The organism is Brasilonema sennae CENA114 (assembly GCF_006968745.1).
In the GTDB taxonomy this organism is placed as follows: domain Bacteria; phylum Cyanobacteriota; class Cyanobacteriia; order Cyanobacteriales; family Nostocaceae; genus Brasilonema; species Brasilonema sennae.
In genome coordinates, this window is the sequence record NZ_CP030118.1 from 7,356,947 (window position 1) to 7,377,793 (window position 20,847).

18 protein-coding genes are annotated in these 20,847 nt (G+C 44.0%); 10 read left to right on the forward strand and 8 right to left on the reverse strand.

Annotated features, from left to right (window positions below; translation table 11 throughout):
- Nucleotides 1–13: 13 nt before the first annotated feature.
- Complete coding sequence (locus tag DP114_RS30640; protein ID WP_171977922.1) at nt 14–1,348, reverse strand: TIGR03279 family radical SAM protein; 1,335 nt, start codon at nt 1,346–1,348, stop codon at nt 14–16.
- A 259-nt stretch (nt 1,349–1,607) separates the two neighbouring features.
- On the opposite strand from DP114_RS30640, the gene DP114_RS30645 reads away from it, so the two are divergent.
- Nucleotides 1,608–2,606: a FecCD family ABC transporter permease gene (locus DP114_RS30645; protein WP_169267742.1), complete on the forward strand. Its 999-nt coding sequence runs from the start codon at nt 1,608–1,610 to the stop codon at nt 2,604–2,606.
- A gap of 65 nt (nt 2,607–2,671) precedes the next feature.
- Here the strand turns inward: DP114_RS30645 and DP114_RS30650 are convergent, their stop codons facing one another.
- Nucleotides 2,672–3,001 carry a winged helix-turn-helix transcriptional regulator gene (locus DP114_RS30650; protein ID WP_169267741.1) on the reverse strand — a complete coding sequence of 110 codons (330 nt, stop codon included), beginning with the start codon at nt 2,999–3,001 and terminating at the stop codon, nt 2,672–2,674.
- Between the two features lie 842 nt (nt 3,002–3,843).
- Here DP114_RS30650 and DP114_RS30655 point away from each other — a divergent pair.
- The 3 genes from DP114_RS30655 (at nt 3,844) to DP114_RS30665 (ending at nt 5,473) form a co-directional block, all read left to right on the forward strand.
- A complete protein-coding gene (locus tag DP114_RS30655; protein WP_171977923.1) occupies nt 3,844–4,578 on the forward strand; it encodes an SDR family oxidoreductase in 735 nt (244 codons plus the stop codon).
- Nucleotides 4,579–4,600: 22 nt separating this feature from the next.
- Nucleotides 4,601–4,894, forward strand: coding sequence for an antibiotic biosynthesis monooxygenase family protein (locus DP114_RS30660; RefSeq protein ID WP_171977924.1), 294 nt, complete (start codon nt 4,601–4,603; stop codon nt 4,892–4,894).
- Between the two features lie 348 nt (nt 4,895–5,242).
- Complete coding sequence (locus DP114_RS30665; RefSeq protein WP_256379408.1) at nt 5,243–5,473, forward strand: AbrB/MazE/SpoVT family DNA-binding domain-containing protein; 231 nt, start codon at nt 5,243–5,245, stop codon at nt 5,471–5,473.
- A gap of 329 nt (nt 5,474–5,802) precedes the next feature.
- Here DP114_RS30665 and DP114_RS30670 read toward each other — a convergent pair whose 3' ends face one another.
- Both DP114_RS30670 and DP114_RS30675 read right to left on the reverse strand, forming a co-directional pair.
- Nucleotides 5,803–6,951, reverse strand: a complete 1,149-nt coding sequence (locus DP114_RS30670) for an SUMF1/EgtB/PvdO family nonheme iron enzyme (RefSeq protein ID WP_171977925.1) — start codon at nt 6,949–6,951, stop codon at nt 5,803–5,805.
- 247 nt (nt 6,952–7,198) lie between these two features.
- A complete protein-coding gene (locus DP114_RS30675) occupies nt 7,199–8,290 on the reverse strand; it encodes an effector-associated domain EAD1-containing protein (RefSeq protein WP_171977926.1) in 1,092 nt (363 codons plus the stop codon).
- Nucleotides 8,291–8,411: 121 nt separating this feature from the next.
- Here DP114_RS30675 and DP114_RS30680 point away from each other — a divergent pair, with 121 nt between their 5' ends.
- Complete coding sequence (locus DP114_RS30680; protein WP_171977927.1) at nt 8,412–9,221, forward strand: ABC transporter ATP-binding protein; 810 nt, start codon at nt 8,412–8,414, stop codon at nt 9,219–9,221.
- A 16-nt stretch (nt 9,222–9,237) separates the two neighbouring features.
- Entirely contained in the window at nt 9,238–10,113 is an 876-nt protein-coding gene (locus DP114_RS30685) for an ABC transporter substrate-binding protein (RefSeq protein WP_171977928.1), read from the forward strand.
- A gap of 818 nt (nt 10,114–10,931) precedes the next feature.
- Here DP114_RS30685 and DP114_RS30690 read toward each other — a convergent pair.
- Nucleotides 10,932–11,891 (reverse strand): undecaprenyl-diphosphate phosphatase, encoded by a 960-nt coding sequence (locus DP114_RS30690; RefSeq protein ID WP_171978355.1) that lies wholly within the window; start codon nt 11,889–11,891, stop codon nt 10,932–10,934.
- A 342-nt stretch (nt 11,892–12,233) separates the two neighbouring features.
- Here DP114_RS30690 and DP114_RS30695 point away from each other — a divergent pair, with 342 nt between their 5' ends.
- A complete protein-coding gene (locus DP114_RS30695; RefSeq protein ID WP_171977929.1) occupies nt 12,234–12,974 on the forward strand; it encodes a DUF3120 domain-containing protein in 741 nt (246 codons plus the stop codon).
- Nucleotides 12,975–13,134: 160 nt separating this feature from the next.
- Here DP114_RS30695 and DP114_RS30700 read toward each other — a convergent pair whose 3' ends face one another.
- From DP114_RS30700 to DP114_RS30710, 3 genes are all read right to left on the reverse strand, one after another.
- Nucleotides 13,135–13,305 carry a hypothetical protein gene (locus DP114_RS30700; RefSeq protein WP_169266272.1) on the reverse strand — a complete coding sequence of 57 codons (171 nt, stop codon included), beginning with the start codon at nt 13,303–13,305 and terminating at the stop codon, nt 13,135–13,137.
- 749 nt (nt 13,306–14,054) lie between these two features.
- Nucleotides 14,055–15,011, reverse strand: coding sequence for a heme o synthase (locus tag DP114_RS30705; protein WP_171977930.1), 957 nt, complete (start codon nt 15,009–15,011; stop codon nt 14,055–14,057).
- A 187-nt stretch (nt 15,012–15,198) separates the two neighbouring features.
- Nucleotides 15,199–16,164 carry a COX15/CtaA family protein gene (locus DP114_RS30710; protein ID WP_171977931.1) on the reverse strand — a complete coding sequence of 322 codons (966 nt, stop codon included), beginning with the start codon at nt 16,162–16,164 and terminating at the stop codon, nt 15,199–15,201.
- A gap of 707 nt (nt 16,165–16,871) precedes the next feature.
- Between DP114_RS30710 and DP114_RS30715 the strand changes: the two genes are divergently transcribed.
- The 3 genes from DP114_RS30715 to DP114_RS30725 all read left to right on the forward strand — a co-directional run bounded on the left by DP114_RS30715 (nt 16,872) and on the right by DP114_RS30725 (nt 20,498).
- Entirely contained in the window at nt 16,872–17,954 is a 1,083-nt protein-coding gene (locus tag DP114_RS30715; RefSeq protein ID WP_169266269.1) for a cytochrome c oxidase subunit II, read from the forward strand.
- Between the two features lie 98 nt (nt 17,955–18,052).
- A complete protein-coding gene (gene ctaD, locus DP114_RS30720) occupies nt 18,053–19,795 on the forward strand; it encodes a cytochrome c oxidase subunit I (protein WP_171977932.1) in 1,743 nt (580 codons plus the stop codon).
- 79 nt (nt 19,796–19,874) lie between these two features.
- A complete protein-coding gene (locus DP114_RS30725) occupies nt 19,875–20,498 on the forward strand; it encodes a cytochrome c oxidase subunit 3 (protein ID WP_169266267.1) in 624 nt (207 codons plus the stop codon).
- Nucleotides 20,499–20,847 lie beyond the last annotated feature (349 nt).

The window sequence follows — 20,847 nt, forward strand, 5'->3', positions numbered from 1 at the left end:
TACAGACGATTCATTATTGTACATGAAGTGGTTTGATACAAGTTTGAAGAAACTGTTCAACTCCCGCCACTGGAAATATTTTTACATCCAGCTTACAAGCCACATCCTCAACACTTGTATCATCTAAAAATACCAATTCACCATGTTTTAGCATGACAGTTGGTAGCAAAATTCCGTCTCCCAAATCTTGCCCCTGTAACTTCAAAAGCAAATCATGACCCGTTAGCAAGCCCGTCACGGAAATACTTTGTCCCCAGTAATCGCTTGACAAAGCACACATTTTGATATCTAACCCCTCAACAGAATTCAATCGCTTCAAGATAGGTTGAAATGCTTGCTCTACTGCATTGCCAACAACCCAAGTTAATTTTTTTGGTTGCACTTTTGGTGGTAGCAACTTGTCAGCAGCTTCTGTAAATTGTTTTATAAACAAATTAATAGAACCGACACCGTTATCTATTTGAGGATAATCTTTATATTCAGATTCATTTGGCAAATCCTCACCAGCAATTAAAAACCACTCATCAGCAAGCCAAACACAGTTTTGTTTTTTCTTGCGAAATTCTTGCTGTAGCGAACGCACTTGGGAAATGACTTCTTGTGCCTTTTCTCTGGTTACAGGTATCAGTTCATCTTGTTCTGGACGAAATCGCGTCAAACCGACTGGCACCACTGCCACAGAGGCAACGGCAGGTACTTGTCCAGTATGGAAAGATGCTAAATCTCTCAGTGTTTGTTCAAGATGAGCACCATCATTAATACCAGGACAAACGACAACTTGCGCGTGAATTTGCAATCTTCTTTTTTTAAACCACTTGATTTGCTGCAATATTTGTGCTGCACGCGGATTTTTCAGTAGTTTAATTCTAACCTCAGGTTCAGTCGCATGGACAGACACATACAAAGGAGACAGCCGCATATTTTCAATTCGCTGCCATTCTCGTTCTGTTAAATTGGTAAGAGTTAAGTAGGAGCCATATAAAAAGCTCAGTCGGTAATCATCGTCTTTCAGGTACAAGCTTGAGCGCTTACCTGGTGGTTGCTGATCGATAAAACAAAATGGGCAACGGTTATTACACTGAATCAAACCATCAAAGAGAGCCGTTTCAAATTCTACCCCTAAATCTTCGTCATAGTCTTTCTCGATTTCAAGGGAATGGCTTTTTCCAGCAGCGTCTAAAACTTCTAGTTCTAATACCTCATCAGCGCACAAAAATTGATAATCTATCAAATCGCGAGGATTTGTGCCGTTGATGCTGACAATTGCATCTCCTGGTTCAAATCCAATTTCAGCAGCGATGGAGTCTGGTAGGACTTTAGATATTCGGGCGGGACGAAAGATACTCATGAGTTGTATATTAAAGCATATAAGTTACCTTATATCTTGCACCTTTTCCATAAACGCCTTGAACTCAAGTACCCTACGGGAAGCCCTCCGGGTTCGGGGGTTCGCAATCGACGGGAACCGCCAAGACTGCGACCCCCTCACCGCCTCCGGCGTCTACAAGGCTAATAACCCAAGTCCGTTAAAACGGACTGTGAAAGAAAATAGAATGTTTGTATTATTCTTGAAACTTAAGTACTAAAAGTAGCAATTTACAGTTCGAGTGCAAAAAATAATTTTAAGCAACCGTGTGCTGGTGACAACTCTATCATTGAGTGTTGCACTATTTTTCATGATAGGGCTTTCCCTCTCATTTGGGGCAGTCGGGATGACTCCATCTCAATTATGGCAAGCAATACTCCGTCAGGGTGATACGCTCTATCAAACAATTATCTGGGATTTACGATTACCTCGCACTCTAGCAGCAATCTTGGTGGGTGCGGCTTTGGGAATGTCTGGCGCACTGCTTCAGGGAATGTTACGAAACGGACTGGCAGATCCATTCTTATTGGGTATCTCTGCTGGTGCAGGTTTGGTCGTTGTGCCAATATTCACCTTAGGAATATTACAGAGTTGGGTTCCTTTGGCTGCTTGGGTTGGCGGTTTGTTAACAACTCTTTTTGTTTATCTGCTTGCTAAGACTGGAGATGGGATTTCAATTGAACGCCTTATCTTAGGTGGAGTCGCGATTAGCTCACTATTTGGATCAATTCAATCGCTATTGTTGCTGTTGACAGACAATGGACAAGTGCAAGTCGCGTTAAATTGGTTGATTGGCAGCTTGAATGGAAGAGGATGGAATCTTGTAGTTATTGCAGGACCATATATTTGTTTATCCTTATTGCTAGGAAGTTTGTTAGGACGTAGTGTCAACTTGCTGAATTTGGGAGATGACTTGGCAGTTGGGTTGGGGGTTTCTTTGGTGCGATCGCGCATTTTTATCGGGGCGATCGCCACACTACTAGCCGCAGGTGCTGTGAGTGTCGCCGGATTGATTGGTTTTGTCGGCTTAATCGTTCCCCACGGTATCCGCTTATTCGTTGGCACAGATTATCGAGTTGTTTTGCCATTGAGTGCTGTTGGCGGTGCTTTAGTCCTGACAGCAGCTGATTTGCTGTCTCGCTTGGGTGCTGTGGAGTTACCAGTTGGTGCGGTCACCGCGCTTTTTGGATCGCCTTTGTTTATCTGGTTGCTGTATCAACGCAAAGGAAATTTTAATTAGTGGTCAAAATCCCAGAGTTGATTTGTTGGTGAGATATGATGGAGACGACTTCTAGAAGACTACATCTAAGTTTCTGCTCGTTTTAGATGTTCTTCGCCCCAATGACAGAGGACTTGTAAAACAGCCTCAAGACTTCTGCCGTAATCGGTGAACGAATACTCAACTTTGGGAGGAACATCTGAATAAACATGTCGATTGACAATCTTATCTTTCTCTAGTTCTCGAAGTTGTTGAATAAGCATTTTTTCGGTAATTTCAGGCATTAATCGCTTCAGTTCACTGAATCGTCTTGTTCGATCTTTCAAGTGCCACAAAATCAAAATCTTCCATTTGCCGCCTAATACTTTTAACGTTGTCTGCACAAATACAGTGCCTTCTGTCTGTTCTTCTGGCATCTACTTCACCTCATCTATCTATACCCACATCTTGCACCAGTTGGTTTCTTGCAGTAGGGTGGGCACTCCTTACTGTTTGCTCAAACCCTTATTTTGACGTTGTGGGCAGTGCCCACCTATGGTTATTGAGAATGGTGCAAGATTAAGATCTTGCACCAGTTGGTTTCTTGCAGTAGGGTGGGCACTCCTTACTGTTTGCTCAAACCCTTATTTTGACGTTGTGGGCAGTGCCCACCTATGGTTATTGAGAATGGTGCAAGATTAAGATCTTGCACCAGTTGGTTTCTTGCAGTAGGGTGGGCACTCCTTACTGTTTGCTCAAACCCTTATTTTGACGTTGTGGGCAGTGCCCACCTATGGTTATTGAGAATGGTGCAAGATTAAGATCTTGCACCAGTTGGTTTCTTGCAGTAGGGTGGGCACTCCTTACTGTTTGCTCAAACCCTTATTTTGACGTTGTGGGCAGTGCCCACCTATGGTTATTGAGAATGGTGCAAGATTAAGATCTTGCACCAGTTGGTTTCTTGCAGTAGGGTGGGCACTCCTTACTGTTTGCTCAAACCCTTATTTTGACGTTGTGGGCAGTGCCCACCTATGGTTATTGAGAATGGTGCAAGATTAAGATCTTGCACCAGTTGGTTTCTTGCAGTAGGGTGGGCACTCCTTACTGTTTGCTCAAACCCTTATTTTGACGTTGTGGGCAGTGCCCACCTATGGTTATTGAGAATGGTGCAAGATCTTAGTATAGGCACTAACAAAAAAGTAAGTACTTCCCAAAAAGTAAGCTTAAATATAGCCTGGTAATTGTTCAATGAATATCTTTACGAGCAACAAGTAACACGATGTCATCTTTACAGGGAAAAGTTGCGATTATTACTGGCTCTTCTCGCGGTATTGGAAGGGCTATTGCTGAACGATTAGGACGAGACGGGGCAAATGTTGTGATTACCTATGCGGGCAATCGAGACAAAGCTGAGGAAGTTGTCCGGGCGATTGAAGCAGGAGGATCACAGGCGATCGCTATTCAGCTAGATGTGCGTAACCTGGAAGAAGTTCGCGCCCTATTTGAGAAAACCACACAGCACTTTGGTAAAGTAGACATCTTGGTCAACAATGCAGCAGGAAAAAATATCTTCAAACCCACCTCACAGATGAGCGAAGACGAATACAACAGCATGTTTGACATCACGCGCGGTGTGTATTTTACCCTTCAGCAAGCCGCCCATCATTTAGCAGATGGCGGTCGGATTGTCAGTATCTCGACCAGTGGTACGGCAATGGCGATACCCGCTGGAGGAGCATATGCAGGCTGCAAAGCGGCAATTGAGCATTTTAGCGCAGCACTGGCGAAAGAGGTGGGCACACGCGGCATTACCGTTAACACGGTTTCTCCGGGTGTCACCGATACAGATGGATTAGTACTCGATCAAGAGCAAGTCAATCAACTGATTGCTCAAACGCCACTCGGACGTTTAGGTCATCCAGATGATGTTGCCAGTGCCGTTGCCATGCTGGTTTCTGACGATGCCCACTGGGTGACGGGGCAGAGCTTGCGGGCAAACGGCGGCATTGTATAATCATAAGCAAGGAGAAACAGCAATGACCTCACCTGTCACACTCATCAATGTCTTTGCGGTACCTCAGGGCAAAGAAGCGGAATTCATCAAAACGTGGAACGAAACGGGTCAATATTTGAAAAATGCCTCAGGATTTATTGACGCAAAGCTACATCGCAGTTTAGATCCCAACGCTCGGTTTCAGTTCATTAATGTCGCCCATTGGGAAAGTGTAGAAGCTTATCAAGTCGCAATTTCTGAGCATGAACCACAGGAGAAACATCTGTCGTGGTTAGAAGTTAATCCTGCACTGTATATCGTCGAAGCGGAATACTGAGCAGAAATTTATCTAGCTTTACCAGAACGACCTGAGTAAGACTCTCAGGGGCAGGTTTTTTATAGTGCTATGGGATTATTGAGAAAACTCTCAATTCTTCAACGAGGTTGTGCGTTTTCAACGTTCAACTCTTCTTTGCCAAAAGCCCATAAAATGGTTGCCTGTCCTTGGGAGTGGCGCGGCTGACTGTTAACCAACCGTATGAAAGGGTATTAGTGAACGAAGGTGTAACCAGCACGATTGACGTTTTGGGAGAGGTCATGTATCTTCAAAGTAGATACATGTGAAAAGAACATTTAAGCGTGTCATTCTTGATGCAACATCATTAGGGAATTTCTCACCACCATCATTACGAAGTGGGGAAACAGCTTAGCGGTTCGTATTCCTAGAGCATTGGCAGAACAGGTACAAATTCAAGAAGGAAGCGATGTGAGTTTGAGTATTTCGGGTGATAGCATTGTCATCACACCAAGAAAGCGGAAAAAATATACGCTTGATGAATTACTCGAAGGTATGACACCAGAGAAATTTTATTCTGAAGTTGATACTGGAATTGCTATAGGGAATGAAATTTGGTGAATAGTCCATTCTTATTAAAACGGTAACATCCCAAATGTGTAAGTCATATCAAACTCAGATGACTAGTTGTCATTGCGAGCGTAATGAAATGGAGCGAAGCAATCGCAACATCTAGACTTTGCGATTGCTTCATTCCGCTTCGCTTCATTCGCAATGACAAACATGTTTTTGCATGCATTGGGATGCTCCCGTTGTCATATCTTAATTAAAATTTGTGTTTATAAGGAAGATAGTTTGATTTGTGAAAAAAATTTATCTCGCTCCGCTGACACAGAGAAAAGAGAAAAGAAAAAAAGTAAAGGGGAAACGGACAAAAGTATAAAATAATACTAAATAATTACCGCAGCAACGCACACAACCCGAAAACCGACGAAGTCGTAGGCGTAGTCGGGGTAGTACCTGCCGCGGACGGCAGAACGGCAACCAGGATCGAGGTACCACGAACCACCCCGCAGTAGCCGATAATCATTATCATTATTCCTGATCCATGCACTGCCATCTTTGGGTGCTCCTTCATAGTCATGCCAAGTATCAGCACACCATTCCCAGACATTGCCATGCATGTCGTATAAACCAAAGGCATTTGGTGAAAAGCTTCCTACTGGGGTGGTTTGTTGTCTATACTCTCCCTTGGGAGCGTTTCCGTAAGTGTAGTTACCGTTATAGTTTGCTAAATCAGTCGTTATCGTCTCACCAAAGTAAAAGGGCGTCGCTGTACCTGCACGACAAGCATATTCCCACTCCGCTTCGCTGGGTAACCGATAATCTCTTCCCGCTGTGAAATTGATTCTAAAATTAAGTCTGGCAGAGAATTCTAATGCATCATACCAAGAGATTCTCTCTACTGGTCGGTCATTTCCCTTGAATCCAGACGGATTTGGGTTTAGTTCTTTGTTGACTTGAGCTAAAGCCGCTACAGCTCTCCATTGTGCTTGAGTTACGGGATATCTACCCATAAAGAAGGGTTGAACTGTGACTTGGTGTTGGGGACGTTCGTCATCTGTACTACCTTCCTCATTCTCTGGTGCGCCCATCGTAAATATGCCACCAGGAATCGCGACCATTTCTAGGGTGACTCCGTTTCCTAAGTCTTCTGTAAAGTATTGTGATCGACATCTTTTGCGGCTAATTTTCCAACCTTGAGCATTCACCGTTACCACATCAAACTCAAACGATTTTAAAGGTGATTTGTTGCTAACGTTGGAATAGATAGCGTTAATTTCTTGAGCGACTTTCTGCACATCAGGATTACCAGGTCGTTCATTCAACGCTCCCTTAATTAATTCTGGTATGCGATTTTGGCTATCAAGCTGCTGTATTAAGTTGAAAACAACTAAATTATAGTTGGAATTATTAGGAACTTCTGATTCGGGTATATCAAGTTCCATGTGTAGCATCATCACCAGTTCGTCGCGGTTCGGAAAGGCAGATTTTAGTGCTTCTCTTATTTTCCTGATTGTTTCTCCAGACAAACCCATTAACGGCTACTCCATAGTTAGAAAAAATAAAATTTTGCTGCTTATGGCCCATTTTGACCGCCTCGGAATTAATTCCCAGGCGGACGAGAATGCAAAGCGTCACTCTCGTTCTCAGGCTAGAGTTTGGGAATGAAATTTGCTTAGGCTCTGCCTCTAGTATCAAAAGGAGGCGGAGCCTCCATTGCTGCATTCCTTGCCAGAGACAAGGAACGAGACAATCGTGCAAAATCTGAGTATAAAGAAATATTCACCATATTGGTTGACCACTTCGTAAATCAGCCAATAAACCTTGCTTCTCTAAACGTGAACAAATAGCACTGAACGGTGTTCCCGCGTTGTAAGTTGGATTTCTCCAGTCAGGATCACCGCTATGATGCAGCGCTACTAAATTCCAGTTAATGTCAAAGCATGGAGAACCAGAGGAACCAGGCTGAGTATTGGTTTTATATTTAACAGTTGTGCCATTTTCGTTGATGTTAATAATTGCATCTGTGTCAAACGCCAATTTTAATGGCTCGGCTTTTGGATGTTGCACTATTAATAATGGAGTCTCAGGCAAAAATTCATAAGCTTGTGTAGGTAAAGAAATCCATCCTCGCTGTGGAGCATTTGGATCAGAGTTTTTCGCGATCGCTTCTTCTCCAGGAACTCCATCTACCCGAAGCAAAGCATAATCTAATTCGTCAGGTGTTGGTAAAGTATTTTTGGTGTAAGGACTTTTATCAATCAGCCAGTCATCCTCTACTAAGCGATACTCTGTACCTTTGTTGATAATATTGCCATCCGCTAATTGTTTATAGTCAAAACGCAGGATAACATTGCTAGCATTTGCTTGTCCTGAATCCACAGATTCGATGACATGGTAATTTGTCATCACCACATTTGGTGCAATCAGAAAACCTGTACCAAATTCTTTCTTATTATTGTTATTGGTAATTTCTAAGCGGCAGACTTGGGCTTCAATTGTGCCTAACTTTTCTCGCCATGTATTCACGTCTAGAAAACTATTCGTTTTCTTAATAATTTTCTCTAATGCGCCTCTTGCTGATAGCTGTGGTGGCATAGGAGTTGCAAGATTGAACTCTTGAGCAAAGACAAATAATGCTGGATTTCCAGGACTTGACTCACGAGCACCTGCAATCAGTTTATCAACCCATCCCTCAGCTTCTGCCGCTTGAATTAATCTAAAGACAATTGCTTGTAAGTCATTGCCCATTGCTATTGCATTTAGGTTTTTTCCAAACTGGAATTGTACTAATTCAGCAAGTCTTTGCTGCTCTGGAAACGCGTCAATTAGAGCTTGTGTAAATTGTTTGTATTGCGGACCAGTTAATTTCATGGGTTCTTTTACGCAAGTGCGGTTATAGTTTTGATGTATGCAGTACAATTTTAGAACTCCATTATTAACTCATTTTCCAGCAATTGTGTATTTTGACTCCTTTAATCTTTAACTTTTTTCAATGCCATTAGAAACAAACAATCTCAGTGGTGGATACGATAGTAAACCCATTGTCCAAGAAATTAGTATCGCACTCCAAGCAGGAGAATGGCTGAGTCTAGTCGGTGCGAATGGTTCAGGAAAATCCACCCTCCTAAAACTCATGAGTCGCCTGCTGAAACCGCAAACAGGCGCTGTACTGTTGGATGGAAAAGTTATTCACACCCAAAAAGCTACTGCTGTCGCTCAAAAACTGGCGTTATTACCGCAACAGCAAACGATACCTGCGGGGTTATCAGTGCGACAGTTGGTTTCTTTAGGGCGTACACCCCATCAACCTTGGTGGCAATGGGAGTTAGACGCGGAGGATAGAGATAAAGTTGAGAAAGCTTTAGAATTAACTAGGATGAAATCTTTGTGCGATCGCCCCGTAGAACAATTATCCGGTGGTGAACGACAAAGAGCTTTTTTGGCGTTGGCGTTAGCTCAAGATCCGCAAGTTTTGCTATTAGATGAACCAACCACTTATTTAGATATCCGCTACCAGTTGCAGTTACTGGAACTGCTCAAACAACTCAACAAAGAACAAAAGTTATCCATTATCACAGTGTTGCATGATGTGAATTTAGCAGCAAGGTATAGTTCTCGCATTGCATTGTTGTCCCAAGGTAAAATTTGGGCAGTAGGAGAACCAAGGATAGTTTTGACGCCTGAACACTTGGCTGATGTTTTGGGTATAGAAGTTGCTGTCTTGGAAACACCAGTTGGTTTGCAAATTTGCTCCTTGGCTGCTATTGATGAGGAATACGAAGCCGCATCAAATAATGAATAAAAATTATCGGGTAATTATGCAACGTCGTGTTATACTATTTGGATTCATACTGTGGTTAAGTTTAGTCACCTTTGCTTGTACAAGTGCAACCACTACTACTACCTCTACATCGCCGCAAACCCAACAGTCAGCTAAAAGAATTGTAACCCTCTCATCTCTATCATCTGATATTGTTGAGCAACTTGATAGCACAAAATTAGTCGGGATGAGTGGTAGCGATTTATTCAAAAATGACTCACGATTTAAAGATATTCCCCGTGTGAGTCAGGAGCAAACACCACCAAATTTAGAAAAAATTGTCGCACTGAAACCAGATTTGGTTATTGGCGCTGAAGGTTTTTCTAATCCGATTACCGACAAACTCAAAGAGCTGGGTATAACAACTTTACTGACTAAGGTTGATAGTTGGGAAAAATTACAAGATTTAACCAAAACTCTGGCAAAAATAGTTAATGCTGAACCAACGCCGCTATTAAACCGCTATCAAACTTTTTTACCTGAAAAATCGATTCAGAATCCTTCCACATTAGTGCTGGTTAGCCGTCAACCAATTTTGTCACCCAGCAGAAAAAGTTGGGCAGGAAATTTGTTAGATAAATTTCAAGCCAAAAACGTATCAGCAGATTTACAAGGTAAATTTTCAGTACCTGGTTATGTGACGCTTTCTGCTGAGAAAGTTTTGGAAGCAAATCCAGAAGTTTTAATTGTTGTTAGTCCTCAACCTGGATTATTAAAATCTTTCAAGTCAGAATCTTTTTGGAATCAACTCCAAGCAACAAAAAATAATCGAGTCTATGAGTTCGACTACTACGGACTTGTCAATCCTGGGAGTATAAATGCGATTGAAAAAGCTTGTGGAAAACTCAAAGTAGCATTATCAGGGCAAAAGTAAACAGTCAAATTTTTGGAAAATAAAATCGCAGATAAATTATCTGTATTTATCTGCGATTTTAAAACCTCACCCCCATCCCCTCTCCTTAGTAAGGAGAGGGGTGCCCGTTAGGGCGGGGTGAGGTATCAGTCATGAATCCAACACGCATATCAACCAAAACTAAGGAGAGAGGTGCCCGTTAGGGCGGAGTGAGGTGAGACAGCGCGAATGACGGCTCTCCCGACCTAGGCGACTGCCTAAGCGCAAAGCGCACGCGGCTTGGGCGTAAGCGCAAGCGCACGCTAAGAGCGTTCGCGCAGCGTCTCCTACGGAGATACGCGTAAGCGTGTCCCTTTGGGACTTACGCGTAGCGTCTCCGCAGGAGATACCCGGAGGGTGTAAGTCATGAACGCAACACACATATAGCAGGGAGCAGGGAGCAGGGAGCAGGGAGCAGGCTGGGAATTGTCCCGTGGTTTCCGTGTTTTCTGATTAGTTGATGTCCTAATCTACCTGGCAACTGCTATATCAATCAAATTCTTACCACAAATCTAATCAAACATTTTTCAATAATCCTGCTAAAAACCTCACCCCCATCCCCTCTCCTTATTAAGGAGAGGGGTGCCCGTCAGGGCGGGGTGAGGTGTAACTCATGAATGCAATGCGCGTATCAATCAAATTCTTACCACAAATCTAATCAAACATTTTTCAATAATCCTGCTAAAAACCTCACCCCCATCCCCTCTCCTTACTAAGGAGAGGGGTGCCCGTCAGGGCGGGGTGAGGTGTAACTCATGAATGCAATGCGCGTATCAATCAAATTTTTAGCAAAAATCTAATCAAACATTTTTCAATAATCCTGCTCCAATCGCTCCTAATATAAGTACGCCAAACACCAACCGATACCAAATAAATACCCAGGTGCTTCGATTTTTTAAAAAGCGTAACAACCCAGCGATCGCCATATAAGAAAATATTCCAGCAGAAAGGACACCAACAACCAAAGGAACTATCCCTGCACCTCCTAATCCTTCTTGAAAAAGATCTTTGCACTCAACTAACCCAGCAAGGGTAATTGCAGGAATACCTAGTAAGAAGGAAAATCTAGCTGCTGTTGCTCTCTCTAAACCAATAAATAACCCTGCTGTCAGGGTAGAACCAGAACGAGAAACACCAGGAATCACAGCTAAAGCTTGGGCTAATCCCATGAATATCCCATCTGACATTGCTAGTTGATTAAATTCCCGCTTTCGTGTGCCTAGTTTCTCTGCTATCCCTAATAAGAGGGACATGAAAATTGAGGCAGTTGCGATCGCACCCAAACTCCGCAACGGTGAATTATCATAATCCGGAATTAGCTTTTTGATTAGAAGTCCAAAAAAGATAATGGGCAATGTTCCGATGAGAATTCCCAAAGTGACGCGAAAGTTGTTGTCTTGGTAGTCAGAACGGGCGATCGCTTTTACTGCTCCCGTGACAAGTTGCGTTAAATCGCTCCAGAAATACCACACTACAGCCGCAATACTCCCAAGTTGAATCACTGCTGTGAAAGCGACACCTGGATCACCCCAACCAAGAAGTACAGGCACAACTTTTAAGTGTGCAGTACTACTAATAGGCAGAAATTCTGTAGCTCCTTGCACAAATCCTAAAACAAGAGCCTGAAAAATATTCATCTGTTGGACGCCATCCCCTGTACTTGGTTCAGCGCTGAGAACTTTTATCGGTTCTGCGACAACCGAGATGATTGCGGATGCAACGCTTAAAAACAATAACAATTGACGTTTTGATAGAGCCATTCCTTTATTCATGCTCACTGTCTTTACAACCCATTACACAAATAGTCCATAGACAAACCCGGAGGCAAAATACTTTTTGCTCTTTGTGCTGCACGCAAAAACATCTGTAGTCATCACCCTTATTAGTTTGCAGTCGCTTCAACGAAGGGAACCTCCGCAAAAAGCTGCTCACTTCACAGTCTGGAGCCTATTCTCCCCAAAATACAGAAATACGTAAATGAAATGCCCACAACATTAACACATTCTTAATTCTTGGATTAAGCTAGTATAAAATGCCCCCCTAGGGGATAGATGTTGTGATATCTTAAATAACATAAAGATAAGTAACAAATATTAAAAACATTGGTTAACAATACTTTGTCCTCTTACGTTGCTTCTACTACTACGATTCAGCGAACTCAGCCAACGAAAAGCGCTAATGTTGGTTTGTTGTGGAAAGTTGCCCTCCAACCGGCGTGGTTAGTCTTTGCGGCGGCGGTGTTTCTGGTTTCTGTGCCTGTGTTTATTGAAGCGCCACTTGTGCGATCGCTTCCGTGGCTGAGTTTAGCTCTAACAGCAGGTTGGATATGGTTAAGTTTTAAATTAATGTCGCATTCCTCTACGTATGTTTGGGGAGATTTGCTTTTAGGATTCAGTTGGAGTTGGCTTGCAGGCTCAATTTATTGGGGCTGGTTGCGCTGGGAACCGTTATGGCATTTACCCGTTGAGTGTATAGGTTTACCGTTTGCCTTGTGGTGTCTGAGTCGGAACTGGGGCAAAATCGGTAACTGGTTTTATTTAGGTTCTTTATTCGGTACAGTATTAACCGATGTGTATTTCTACTTAGTAGATTTAATTCCTTATTGGCGGCAAATCGTGCGAGTAGAATCAACATTGGAGGCGACACCAATTTTACAAAGTGCTTTAACACAAGTCCAAACGCCTTGGGGACAAGCTTGGGCGCTAACTCTCGCCATAGTCTTGTTAACGGTGGGGCTTTTGTCTTTATCTGGGAAGCAGCGGCATTGGTACGCTTTTAGTGGAGCGGTTTTGAGTACCATTTTGGTAGACTGCCTATTTTTACTGGCTGCGGTTTTTGCGTAAATATCAGCGTACCAAGGCGGTTTGATTTACTTTTTATGGATTTCCCTCAGAGTATTGGCAAGTCCTCAAGTCTTACTCCTGTTTCTATGCGCCCTTGGCGCACGCTGCGCTAACGTGTGCTTTGCGTCTATGTCCTGCGGACACGCTGTGCTAACGCGGTTCATTCCAATAGGTATTCTTCGAGCGGGAAGGGAGTAGTTGAGTTAAGGGCAGCACTGGGCGATCGCCCTTCTTTGCCCAGAGGATTTTCCTCCAGAAAACCCTCTCCCTGAGCGAACGCGATCGCGTGCGCTTTGCGCGTGTCCGCTCTATGGCAAAGTGCACGCTCCACAGGAATGTATCGCCTGCATCACCTCATAGCTGTTCACAATCATCGCTCATTCCTGATAAGTTAATTTTATGAACGCTATCAGTTCTTTAAATGTAAACTTTTATTGACCTTTTTTAACAAAATTCTTATACTTGTTTACATAACTTAAAAATACAAAAAACAAAAAACAAACCAAAAAAGCTACGTATATTTGTTACCGCTCTAATTTCGCTTGTATTGGGCGTTAGCTAAAAGTTTTAGATTTTGGAATCAGGACTCATTGACATTTGGACTTCTCCTCCTAGCCTCGGTTGGTTTCACCGAGGTTTTTTGTTGTGATTGGGCGATGCTCGATTCACGTAGCGTACTTAAGGCTTAGCCGCAGAGTTTCCAGACTTCTCCAAGATACAGCCAGGGGAGTGTCACTCGCCCTTCGGGCTCAAATTCAAAGTATGCCCTTTGGGCATATTTTGAATTTTGAATTCAAAAAAGGTCAATTGGATAATGGCTACAATTAGTCTACCTGGTTAATCAAGCTCATATTTAGTCAAATTGCGATTAGCGAAGGCGTACCCAAAGGAGCGATACGCCAAGAGCGCGTCTGTTGCTTTGCGCAATCGCACTTCCAAAAATAGATGAGGCGATCGCCTCTACAGAAGTGATTGCCCGTAAGCGCAAAGCGCACGCCGGAGGCGAACGCGCAGCGTGTCCGTAAGGACTCAGGGCAGACGCCAGAGGCGTATCGCATAAATTTCCACTACAGCTAAGTTCTATCCCATCAACGAATGCGCCTTATCTACCACAACGTTAAGCACATGATGAGTGAAGGGAAGGCTATCAACAACCATGCCTACACACAACAACATCATGTATGAGATGGAATACAGAAATAATCCTTTAGCAAAATTGCGGTCTTCTGGATTGTGCAGTAGTTGCCAAGCTTTGTAAATAAAAACTGCCCCTAAGCTGACAGCAAGGACTCCGTAGATTACTCCACTGACGTGCAAAGGGTAAATCAATGAAAATGTTGCTGCTACTGTAACTAGGGTGTATAACCAAATCTGCCGCACCGTCGGCGTAGTTCCTGCAATTACGGGTAACATTGGTACGCCAACTTTTGCGTAATCATCCCGAATCATCAAAGCAAGAGACCAGAAATGAGGCGGTGTCCACAAAAAGACAATCGCAAATACTACCCATGCTGGCCAGCTTAAGGTACCAGTGACAGCAGCCCAACCAACTAATGCTGGAATTGCCCCTGCAGCTCCGCCAATAACGATATTTTGAGTGCTGTGTCGCTTGAGAAAATGCGTATAAATTAGGACATAAAACACAATACCTGACATTGCTAGCAGTGCAGCTAGTAAGTTGGCAAATACGTAAAGCAACGTAAAAGAAATGACCGCTAAAGCACTTGCAAAAATCAGAGCATCGCGCGACTGTATTCTACCTGAAGGCAGAGGGCGATGACGTGTGCGCTCCATTTCATAATCGATATCTCGGTCATAGACACAGTTAATCGTCTGGCCGCTTGCAGCGGCCATTGTGCCACCAGTAAGTGTGACGAGTAACAACAATGGGTCTACTTCTCCCTTAGCTGCAATCCACATACTTCCAGCAGTGGTAATGAGTAGTAAAGGGATGATTCTAGGCTTTGTAAGCTGGTAGTAGCTTTGAATAACCTGTAGAAATGTTTGATGGTGGCGAGAGACATTAGTCTCAATCATTTTGGCACTATTTCCTTTTTTTCAAACCTAGATAACTGTTCACTGTTGACCCTTCGGGTTCGCCCTTCGGGTATCTCCTGCGGAGACGCTACGCGAACGCAGTCGCCTACGGAGGGAGACCCTCCTGCAGCGCTGTCTCACCAGATGCCTACGGAGGGAAACCCTCCTGCAGCACTGGACTCACTGTTCACTGTTCACTTGTGGTATTTGCGTTGATAATCACGCTGTTAGCGTTGATCCCACGGCTGTGAACCCAGTCGCGCAGTCCAAGAACCGTGAAACCCACTAAACTACCAAGCAAAGCTGCTCCTACAGCTTGGTGAGAGACAGTAAGTGGCTCGACTTGAAGATGTAACCGAAAAGTGGCAACTCCTATCAGGAGTTGTACAATAAGTAATCCACCAGCGATATTTGCTAGTCGTCGTAATGCAGGATGCAGTGCTGGTGTCCGCCATGAAAGAAATACCACTGCCAATGTTGCCACTGTTGGAGGCACTACGCCAGCGATATGACTATACATCACAGTACAAAGTTGGGATATGCCAAAGCATTGGTGTAGCGCCCAACGAGACCCGACCAAAGCACCTAGTAAACTTTGTAGATAAACCAAAACAGCTGCTGTTAAACCAACCCAAGGCAAGTTACCTACGTTTCCGGTTGGCTGGTAAGGGGTTAGTGCAGTGCCGATGACTAGTAAGGTCATGAAAAATAACAGCGCTGTTCCTAAGTGAGCGGTTACAATATCAAACCGCAAAAGTTCAGTTACCGTGAGTCCGCCCAAGACTCCTTGGAAAACTATTAAAAATAGCGCGAATGTGGATGCCCAAGGTAGCCATCTGGGTAAAGAGCGACGAGACCACCAGGACATTCCAACGAGTGCGATCGCGCTGACACCAATTAATGCCGCATCTAACCTGTGAAACCACTCCAAAAAAACCTGGAAATTCATTTGCTTGGTTGGCACCAGTTCCCCGTAACACAAAGGCCAATCAGGACAAGCAAGTCCAGCATTCATCACACGGGTGGCACTGCCTATTGCCATCAAAATCAAAGTGGCTATACACATTCTCCACACCAAGCGACGAATTCGTTCTTGTGGAGCCTGCGGCGGCGCAGTGGTTATGTTTTGTTGTTCTAGGACAAATTCGCTCATCTAAAGACACCTTTTGCCGCTCTTTTTGATTCTGTCTACGTTCTAAACATTTATCAGTACCGATCCATCTCCCACCCTAGCGTACAACTAAGGTTCGAGACTGGCTCTCCCTATACTGTGAATCACCATAGCCACTTTTTGCCCGAAGCTTTAGGGAATTTTTAAGTTGTGAGGATTGCGAAGAACTCAGAACCAGAATTCACATTGTTCCCATGAATAATGTCCTCAGTTTTACAAACCAGTGTGAATTATAAATGCAGCAGCTTTTCTCCTGACTCAATACGGGTTTCGTTTACTTGGTATCTGGCATTGCACAAAAATATAATCTCTTCTTAACCTCTTACACCCTTAGTTTCGGTCACAAAAAATTTCTCTAAGTTACTACTAGACCTCTCCAAAAATGGCTATGAAACCTTTACGAGGCTTGCACTAAAAATCGATTTTTGGAGAGGTCTACTGGAGGAGTTCTGAATTTTTTCCTAGTGTGGCATTCTTAATGATGCTAACCCATGCTAAAGTTTTTTTCCTGATCCACATCCACCCTGTGGCACATCTAAAAAATAGATTTTGTTCAAGATCCCAAAAATCAGCCTAAAAATTAATAAAATTTTCATGCCTTCCCCCAACTTATCTTTTAGGCTGGACTAGTGTAGTAAGTGAGTGAACTGCTCAGTCGAATATAGTAAAGCCGTTAACTCAAAAAAACCGTGAAAATCCCAAGTTCCATCTGGACATTACTTATTGGCATCGGGCTGACCCTAGTCAGTCTCTGGTACGGTCAAAATCATGGTCTACTACCAACAGCAGCTTCTGACGAAGCCCCGTTAGTAGACGGTTTGTTCAACGCAATGATGACCGTCTCCACTGGTATATTTGTGCTCGTAGAAGGTATCTTAATTTACTCTGCTATCAAATACCGTCGCCGTGCAGGTGACAATGCAGATGGTCCGCCAGTACATGGCAACGTACCATTAGAAATCCTTTGGACAGCAATTCCAACTGTTATCGTTATCGGTATTTCTGTTTACAGCTTCGACGTTTACAACGATATGGGCGGCTTTAGCCCCCACGCTATCCATGAAGCCCCAATGACCTCACAAGTCATGAACATGCCTGGGGCTGCGATCGCCGCAACTTTAAGCGATACTCCCCCCAGCACAGAACCTAACGAAAATCAAGAAAAATCTGATCAGGCAATGCAAGACCCTGCGACAGCAGCAGTCCGCAATGCTGACCAAATTCCCCAAAAGCGGAATGCCCCTGGTGTAGGAAGTGTTGCTCCTACCCTTGGACCGACACCTGAAAATGAAGGAAAACCACCCGCATTTGTGGTGAATGTCACCGGTTTGCAGTATGCCTGGATTTTTACCTACCCTGATACTGAAGTCACTTCTGGAGAACTGCACGTTCCCATCGGGCGCGAAGTGCAATTGAATATGACAGCCAACGATGTTATCCATGCCTTCTGGGTACCAGAGTTTCGCTTGAAGCAAGATGTGATCCCCGGTCGGCAAAGTGAGATTCGTTTTACACCCAACAAAGAAGGTGATTATACTCTCATCTGTGCCGAACTTTGTGGTCCTTACCACGGTGCTATGAGGACACAAGTTGTTGTTCAAAAGCCAGAAGAATTTGAACAGTGGATCCAAGAACAGGAAGTTGCTAGCGCTGAAGAACTCAAGCAAGCAGTTGCTGTTAATCCTGTGGATTTAACCCCAGATGAATTTCTCGCTCCTCATACCAGCCATATGGGAATTCATCCAGAAATGCTACATCAACTCCACAAGTAGTTATTAGTCATCAGTCATGAGTGATTCGCAACTGACTCCTGACGACTGACACCTTCGTTCTGACTCCTGACTTCTGACTCCTGAGTTCTAAAATTTTTATGACACAAGCACAGGTACAAGAAAAAGCCAATATCCCTGCTCTGGCTGAAGAACCAGAGATCAGACATTGGCGAGACTACTTTACCTTCAACACTGACCATAAGGTAATTGCGATTCAATATCTGGTCACCACGTTCATTTTTTACTGTATTGGCGGCGTTTTGGCTGACTTGGTTCGCACCGAACTGCGAACCCCAGAAGTCGATTTTGTCACCCCTGAGGTGTACAACAGTTTGTTTACACTGCACGCCACAATCATGATTTTCTTGTGGATTGTGCCCGCAGGCGCAGGATTTGCTAACTTCCTGATCCCCTTGATGATTGGGGCAAAAGATATGGCTTTTCCACGCCTGAATGCTGTTGCCTTTTGGATGATTCCTCCTGCTGGTTTGTTGCTGATCGCCAGTTTAGTGGTGGGTGATGCACCAGATGCAGGTTGGACTTCCTACCCTCCCCTGAGCTTGGTCACAGGTCAAGTGGGTGAGGGTATCTGGATTCTGAGCGTTCTTTTGCTCGGTACGTCTTCGATTCTGGGGGCAATAAATTTCCTGGTGACTATGCTTAAGATGCGTACTCCAGGCATGGGTTTCTTTCAATTGCCTTTGTTTTGCTGGGCAATGTTGGCAACCTCGGCGCTGACTTTGGTCTCTACGCCGGTGCTAGCAGCTGGTTTGATTCTGCTCTCCTTTGACTTACTTGCAGGAACGGCATTTTTTAATCCGACTGGCGGTGGCGATCCGGTTGTGTACCAGCATATGTTCTGGTTTTACTCCCACCCAGCGGTTTACATCATGATTTTGCCCTTCTTTGGGGCGATTTCTGAGGTGATTCCGGTTCATTCCCGTAAGCCGATTTTTGGATATAAGGCGATCGCCTACTCTAGTTTGGCAATCAGCTTCCTAGGACTCATCGTCTGGGCACACCATATGTTTACCAGCGGTGTTCCTGGTTGGCTGCGGATGTTCTTCATGATCACTACCATGATCATCGCTGTACCCACGGGGATCAAAATCTTCAGCTGGTTGGCAACAATGTGGGGTGGCAAAATTCGCCTCAACAGTGCGATGCTGTTCGCCATAGGTTTTGTTGGCACCTTCGTGATTGGTGGGATCAGTGGCGTGATGTTAGCGGCTGTACCGTTCGATATTCACGTTCACGACACATATTTTGTCGTAGCACACTTGCACTATGTCCTCTTTGGTGGTAGCGTTCTGGGCATTTATTCGGCAATCTACCACTGGTTCCCCAAAATGACAGGGCGGATGCTGAACGAATTTTGGGGCAAGGTTCATTTTGCCCTGACAATCGTCGGTTTAAACATGACCTTCTTACCCATGCACAAGCTGGGGATGATGGGCATGAACCGTCGTATTGCTCAGTACGACCCCAAATTTACGTTTTTGAATGAAATTTGTACCATTGGTGCCTATATACTAGCGGTTTCCACATTCCCCTTCATCATCAATGCGATTTGGAGTTGGATGTACGGACCCAAAGCAGGTAATAATCCCTGGGATGCACTGACTTTAGAGTGGATGACAACCTCACCACCAGCGATCGAGAATTTTGATAAACCACCAGTTTTAGCGACTGGACCATACGATTATGGTTTGGAGAACACCAGAAAGGGTGTACCCCTGTCTGATCCCGATCCAGTCTTGTCTGCCGGTCCTAACTCGGTGTTACGCGCTGAACCTGACGAGTCATCTCCCGCTATCACTGCCGAGAAAGAAGAACGCTGATACATTATGAATGATGAATGCTAAAAAATTTTTTTACTCATCATTCATAATTCGTAATTCATAATTCAACGGAAAATTCATGCAAAGTCAAACAATTGACCCAGCAAAGACAGCCCTTAACCATCATCACACTGCTACCGCAGAAGCTCATCACGAAGAACATCCAGACCATCGCCTTTTTGGACTGGTTATGTTCCTGGTGGCTGAAGGCATGATTTTCATGGGGTTGTTCGGAGCATATCTGGCTATGCGTTCTACCGTACCTGTGTGGCCTCCAGAAGGTACCCCAGAGTTAGAACTATTGTTACCAGGAGTCAACACTATCAATCTAATTGCTAGCAGTTTTATTATCCACAATGCTGATACCGCCATCAAAAAGAATGATGTCCGGGGAATGCAACTCTGGTTCGGGATTACTGCTGCAATGGGTATTCTTTTCTTGGTGGGGCAAGTATATGAATATACCCACTTAGAATTTGGCTTGACGACCAACTTGTTTGCCAGCGCATTTTATGTATTGACTGGCTTCCACGGTTTGCACGTGACTCTGGGAGTTGTGGCAATTCTTGCGGTATTGTGGCGATCGCGCGGCAAAGGTCACTACAGCAATGAACATCACTTTGGTATAGAAGCCGCCGAAATCTACTGGCACTTCGTTGACGTGATTTGGATTATCCTTTTCTTATTGCTGTATCTGCTTTAAATATTGGTGATCAGTTTGTCACTTGACTCAATATACTGACTTACCCCCTGTAGGGGGTTTTATTTTTTTTAAAATATTCATCAAATTTTAACTTCAGCTTATTGGAATCTTAACTCCTAAATCTTATGCTCAATTGTGATAGGTAAAACAGTTATTCCTGGTGACGTTGCTTTTTAATTTTTGGCGTTGCTGCGCTCACCAACGCCCAAACCCATAGTTCCTATTGTCAAGGGGATGCCGACAATGGGAAGGATAACAATTCAGTTCAGAAGAATCCCAATAATGAAAAGAATGAGTTGAATGATTCCCTGACCAATCTTGCCAACGACAAGCGTTCCGATGGCAGGAA

Excerpts from the sequence above, each read along its gene's own strand:
- DP114_RS30640 (WP_171977922.1), bottom strand. The coding sequence starts at position 1,348 with ATGAGTATCTTTCGTCCCGCCCGAATATCTAAAGTCCTACCAGACTCC.
- DP114_RS30650 (WP_169267741.1), bottom strand. The coding sequence starts at position 3,001 with ATGCCAGAAGAACAGACAGAAGGCACTGTATTTGTGCAGACAACGTTA.
- DP114_RS30655 (WP_171977923.1), top strand. The coding sequence starts at position 3,844 with ATGTCATCTTTACAGGGAAAAGTTGCGATTATTACTGGCTCTTCTCGC.
- DP114_RS30660 (WP_171977924.1), top strand. The coding sequence starts at position 4,601 with ATGACCTCACCTGTCACACTCATCAATGTCTTTGCGGTACCTCAGGGC.
- DP114_RS30670 (WP_171977925.1), bottom strand. The coding sequence starts at position 6,951 with ATGGGTTTGTCTGGAGAAACAATCAGGAAAATAAGAGAAGCACTAAAA.
- DP114_RS30675 (WP_171977926.1), bottom strand. The coding sequence starts at position 8,290 with ATGAAATTAACTGGTCCGCAATACAAACAATTTACACAAGCTCTAATT.
- DP114_RS30680 (WP_171977927.1), top strand. The coding sequence starts at position 8,412 with ATGCCATTAGAAACAAACAATCTCAGTGGTGGATACGATAGTAAACCC.
- DP114_RS30685 (WP_171977928.1), top strand. The coding sequence starts at position 9,238 with ATGCAACGTCGTGTTATACTATTTGGATTCATACTGTGGTTAAGTTTA.
- DP114_RS30690 (WP_171978355.1), bottom strand. The coding sequence starts at position 11,891 with ATGGCTCTATCAAAACGTCAATTGTTATTGTTTTTAAGCGTTGCATCC.
- DP114_RS30705 (WP_171977930.1), bottom strand. The coding sequence starts at position 15,011 with ATGATTGAGACTAATGTCTCTCGCCACCATCAAACATTTCTACAGGTT.
- DP114_RS30710 (WP_171977931.1), bottom strand. The coding sequence starts at position 16,164 with ATGAGCGAATTTGTCCTAGAACAACAAAACATAACCACTGCGCCGCCG.
- ctaD (WP_171977932.1), top strand. The coding sequence starts at position 18,053 with ATGACACAAGCACAGGTACAAGAAAAAGCCAATATCCCTGCTCTGGCT.
- DP114_RS30725 (WP_169266267.1), top strand. The coding sequence starts at position 19,875 with ATGCAAAGTCAAACAATTGACCCAGCAAAGACAGCCCTTAACCATCAT.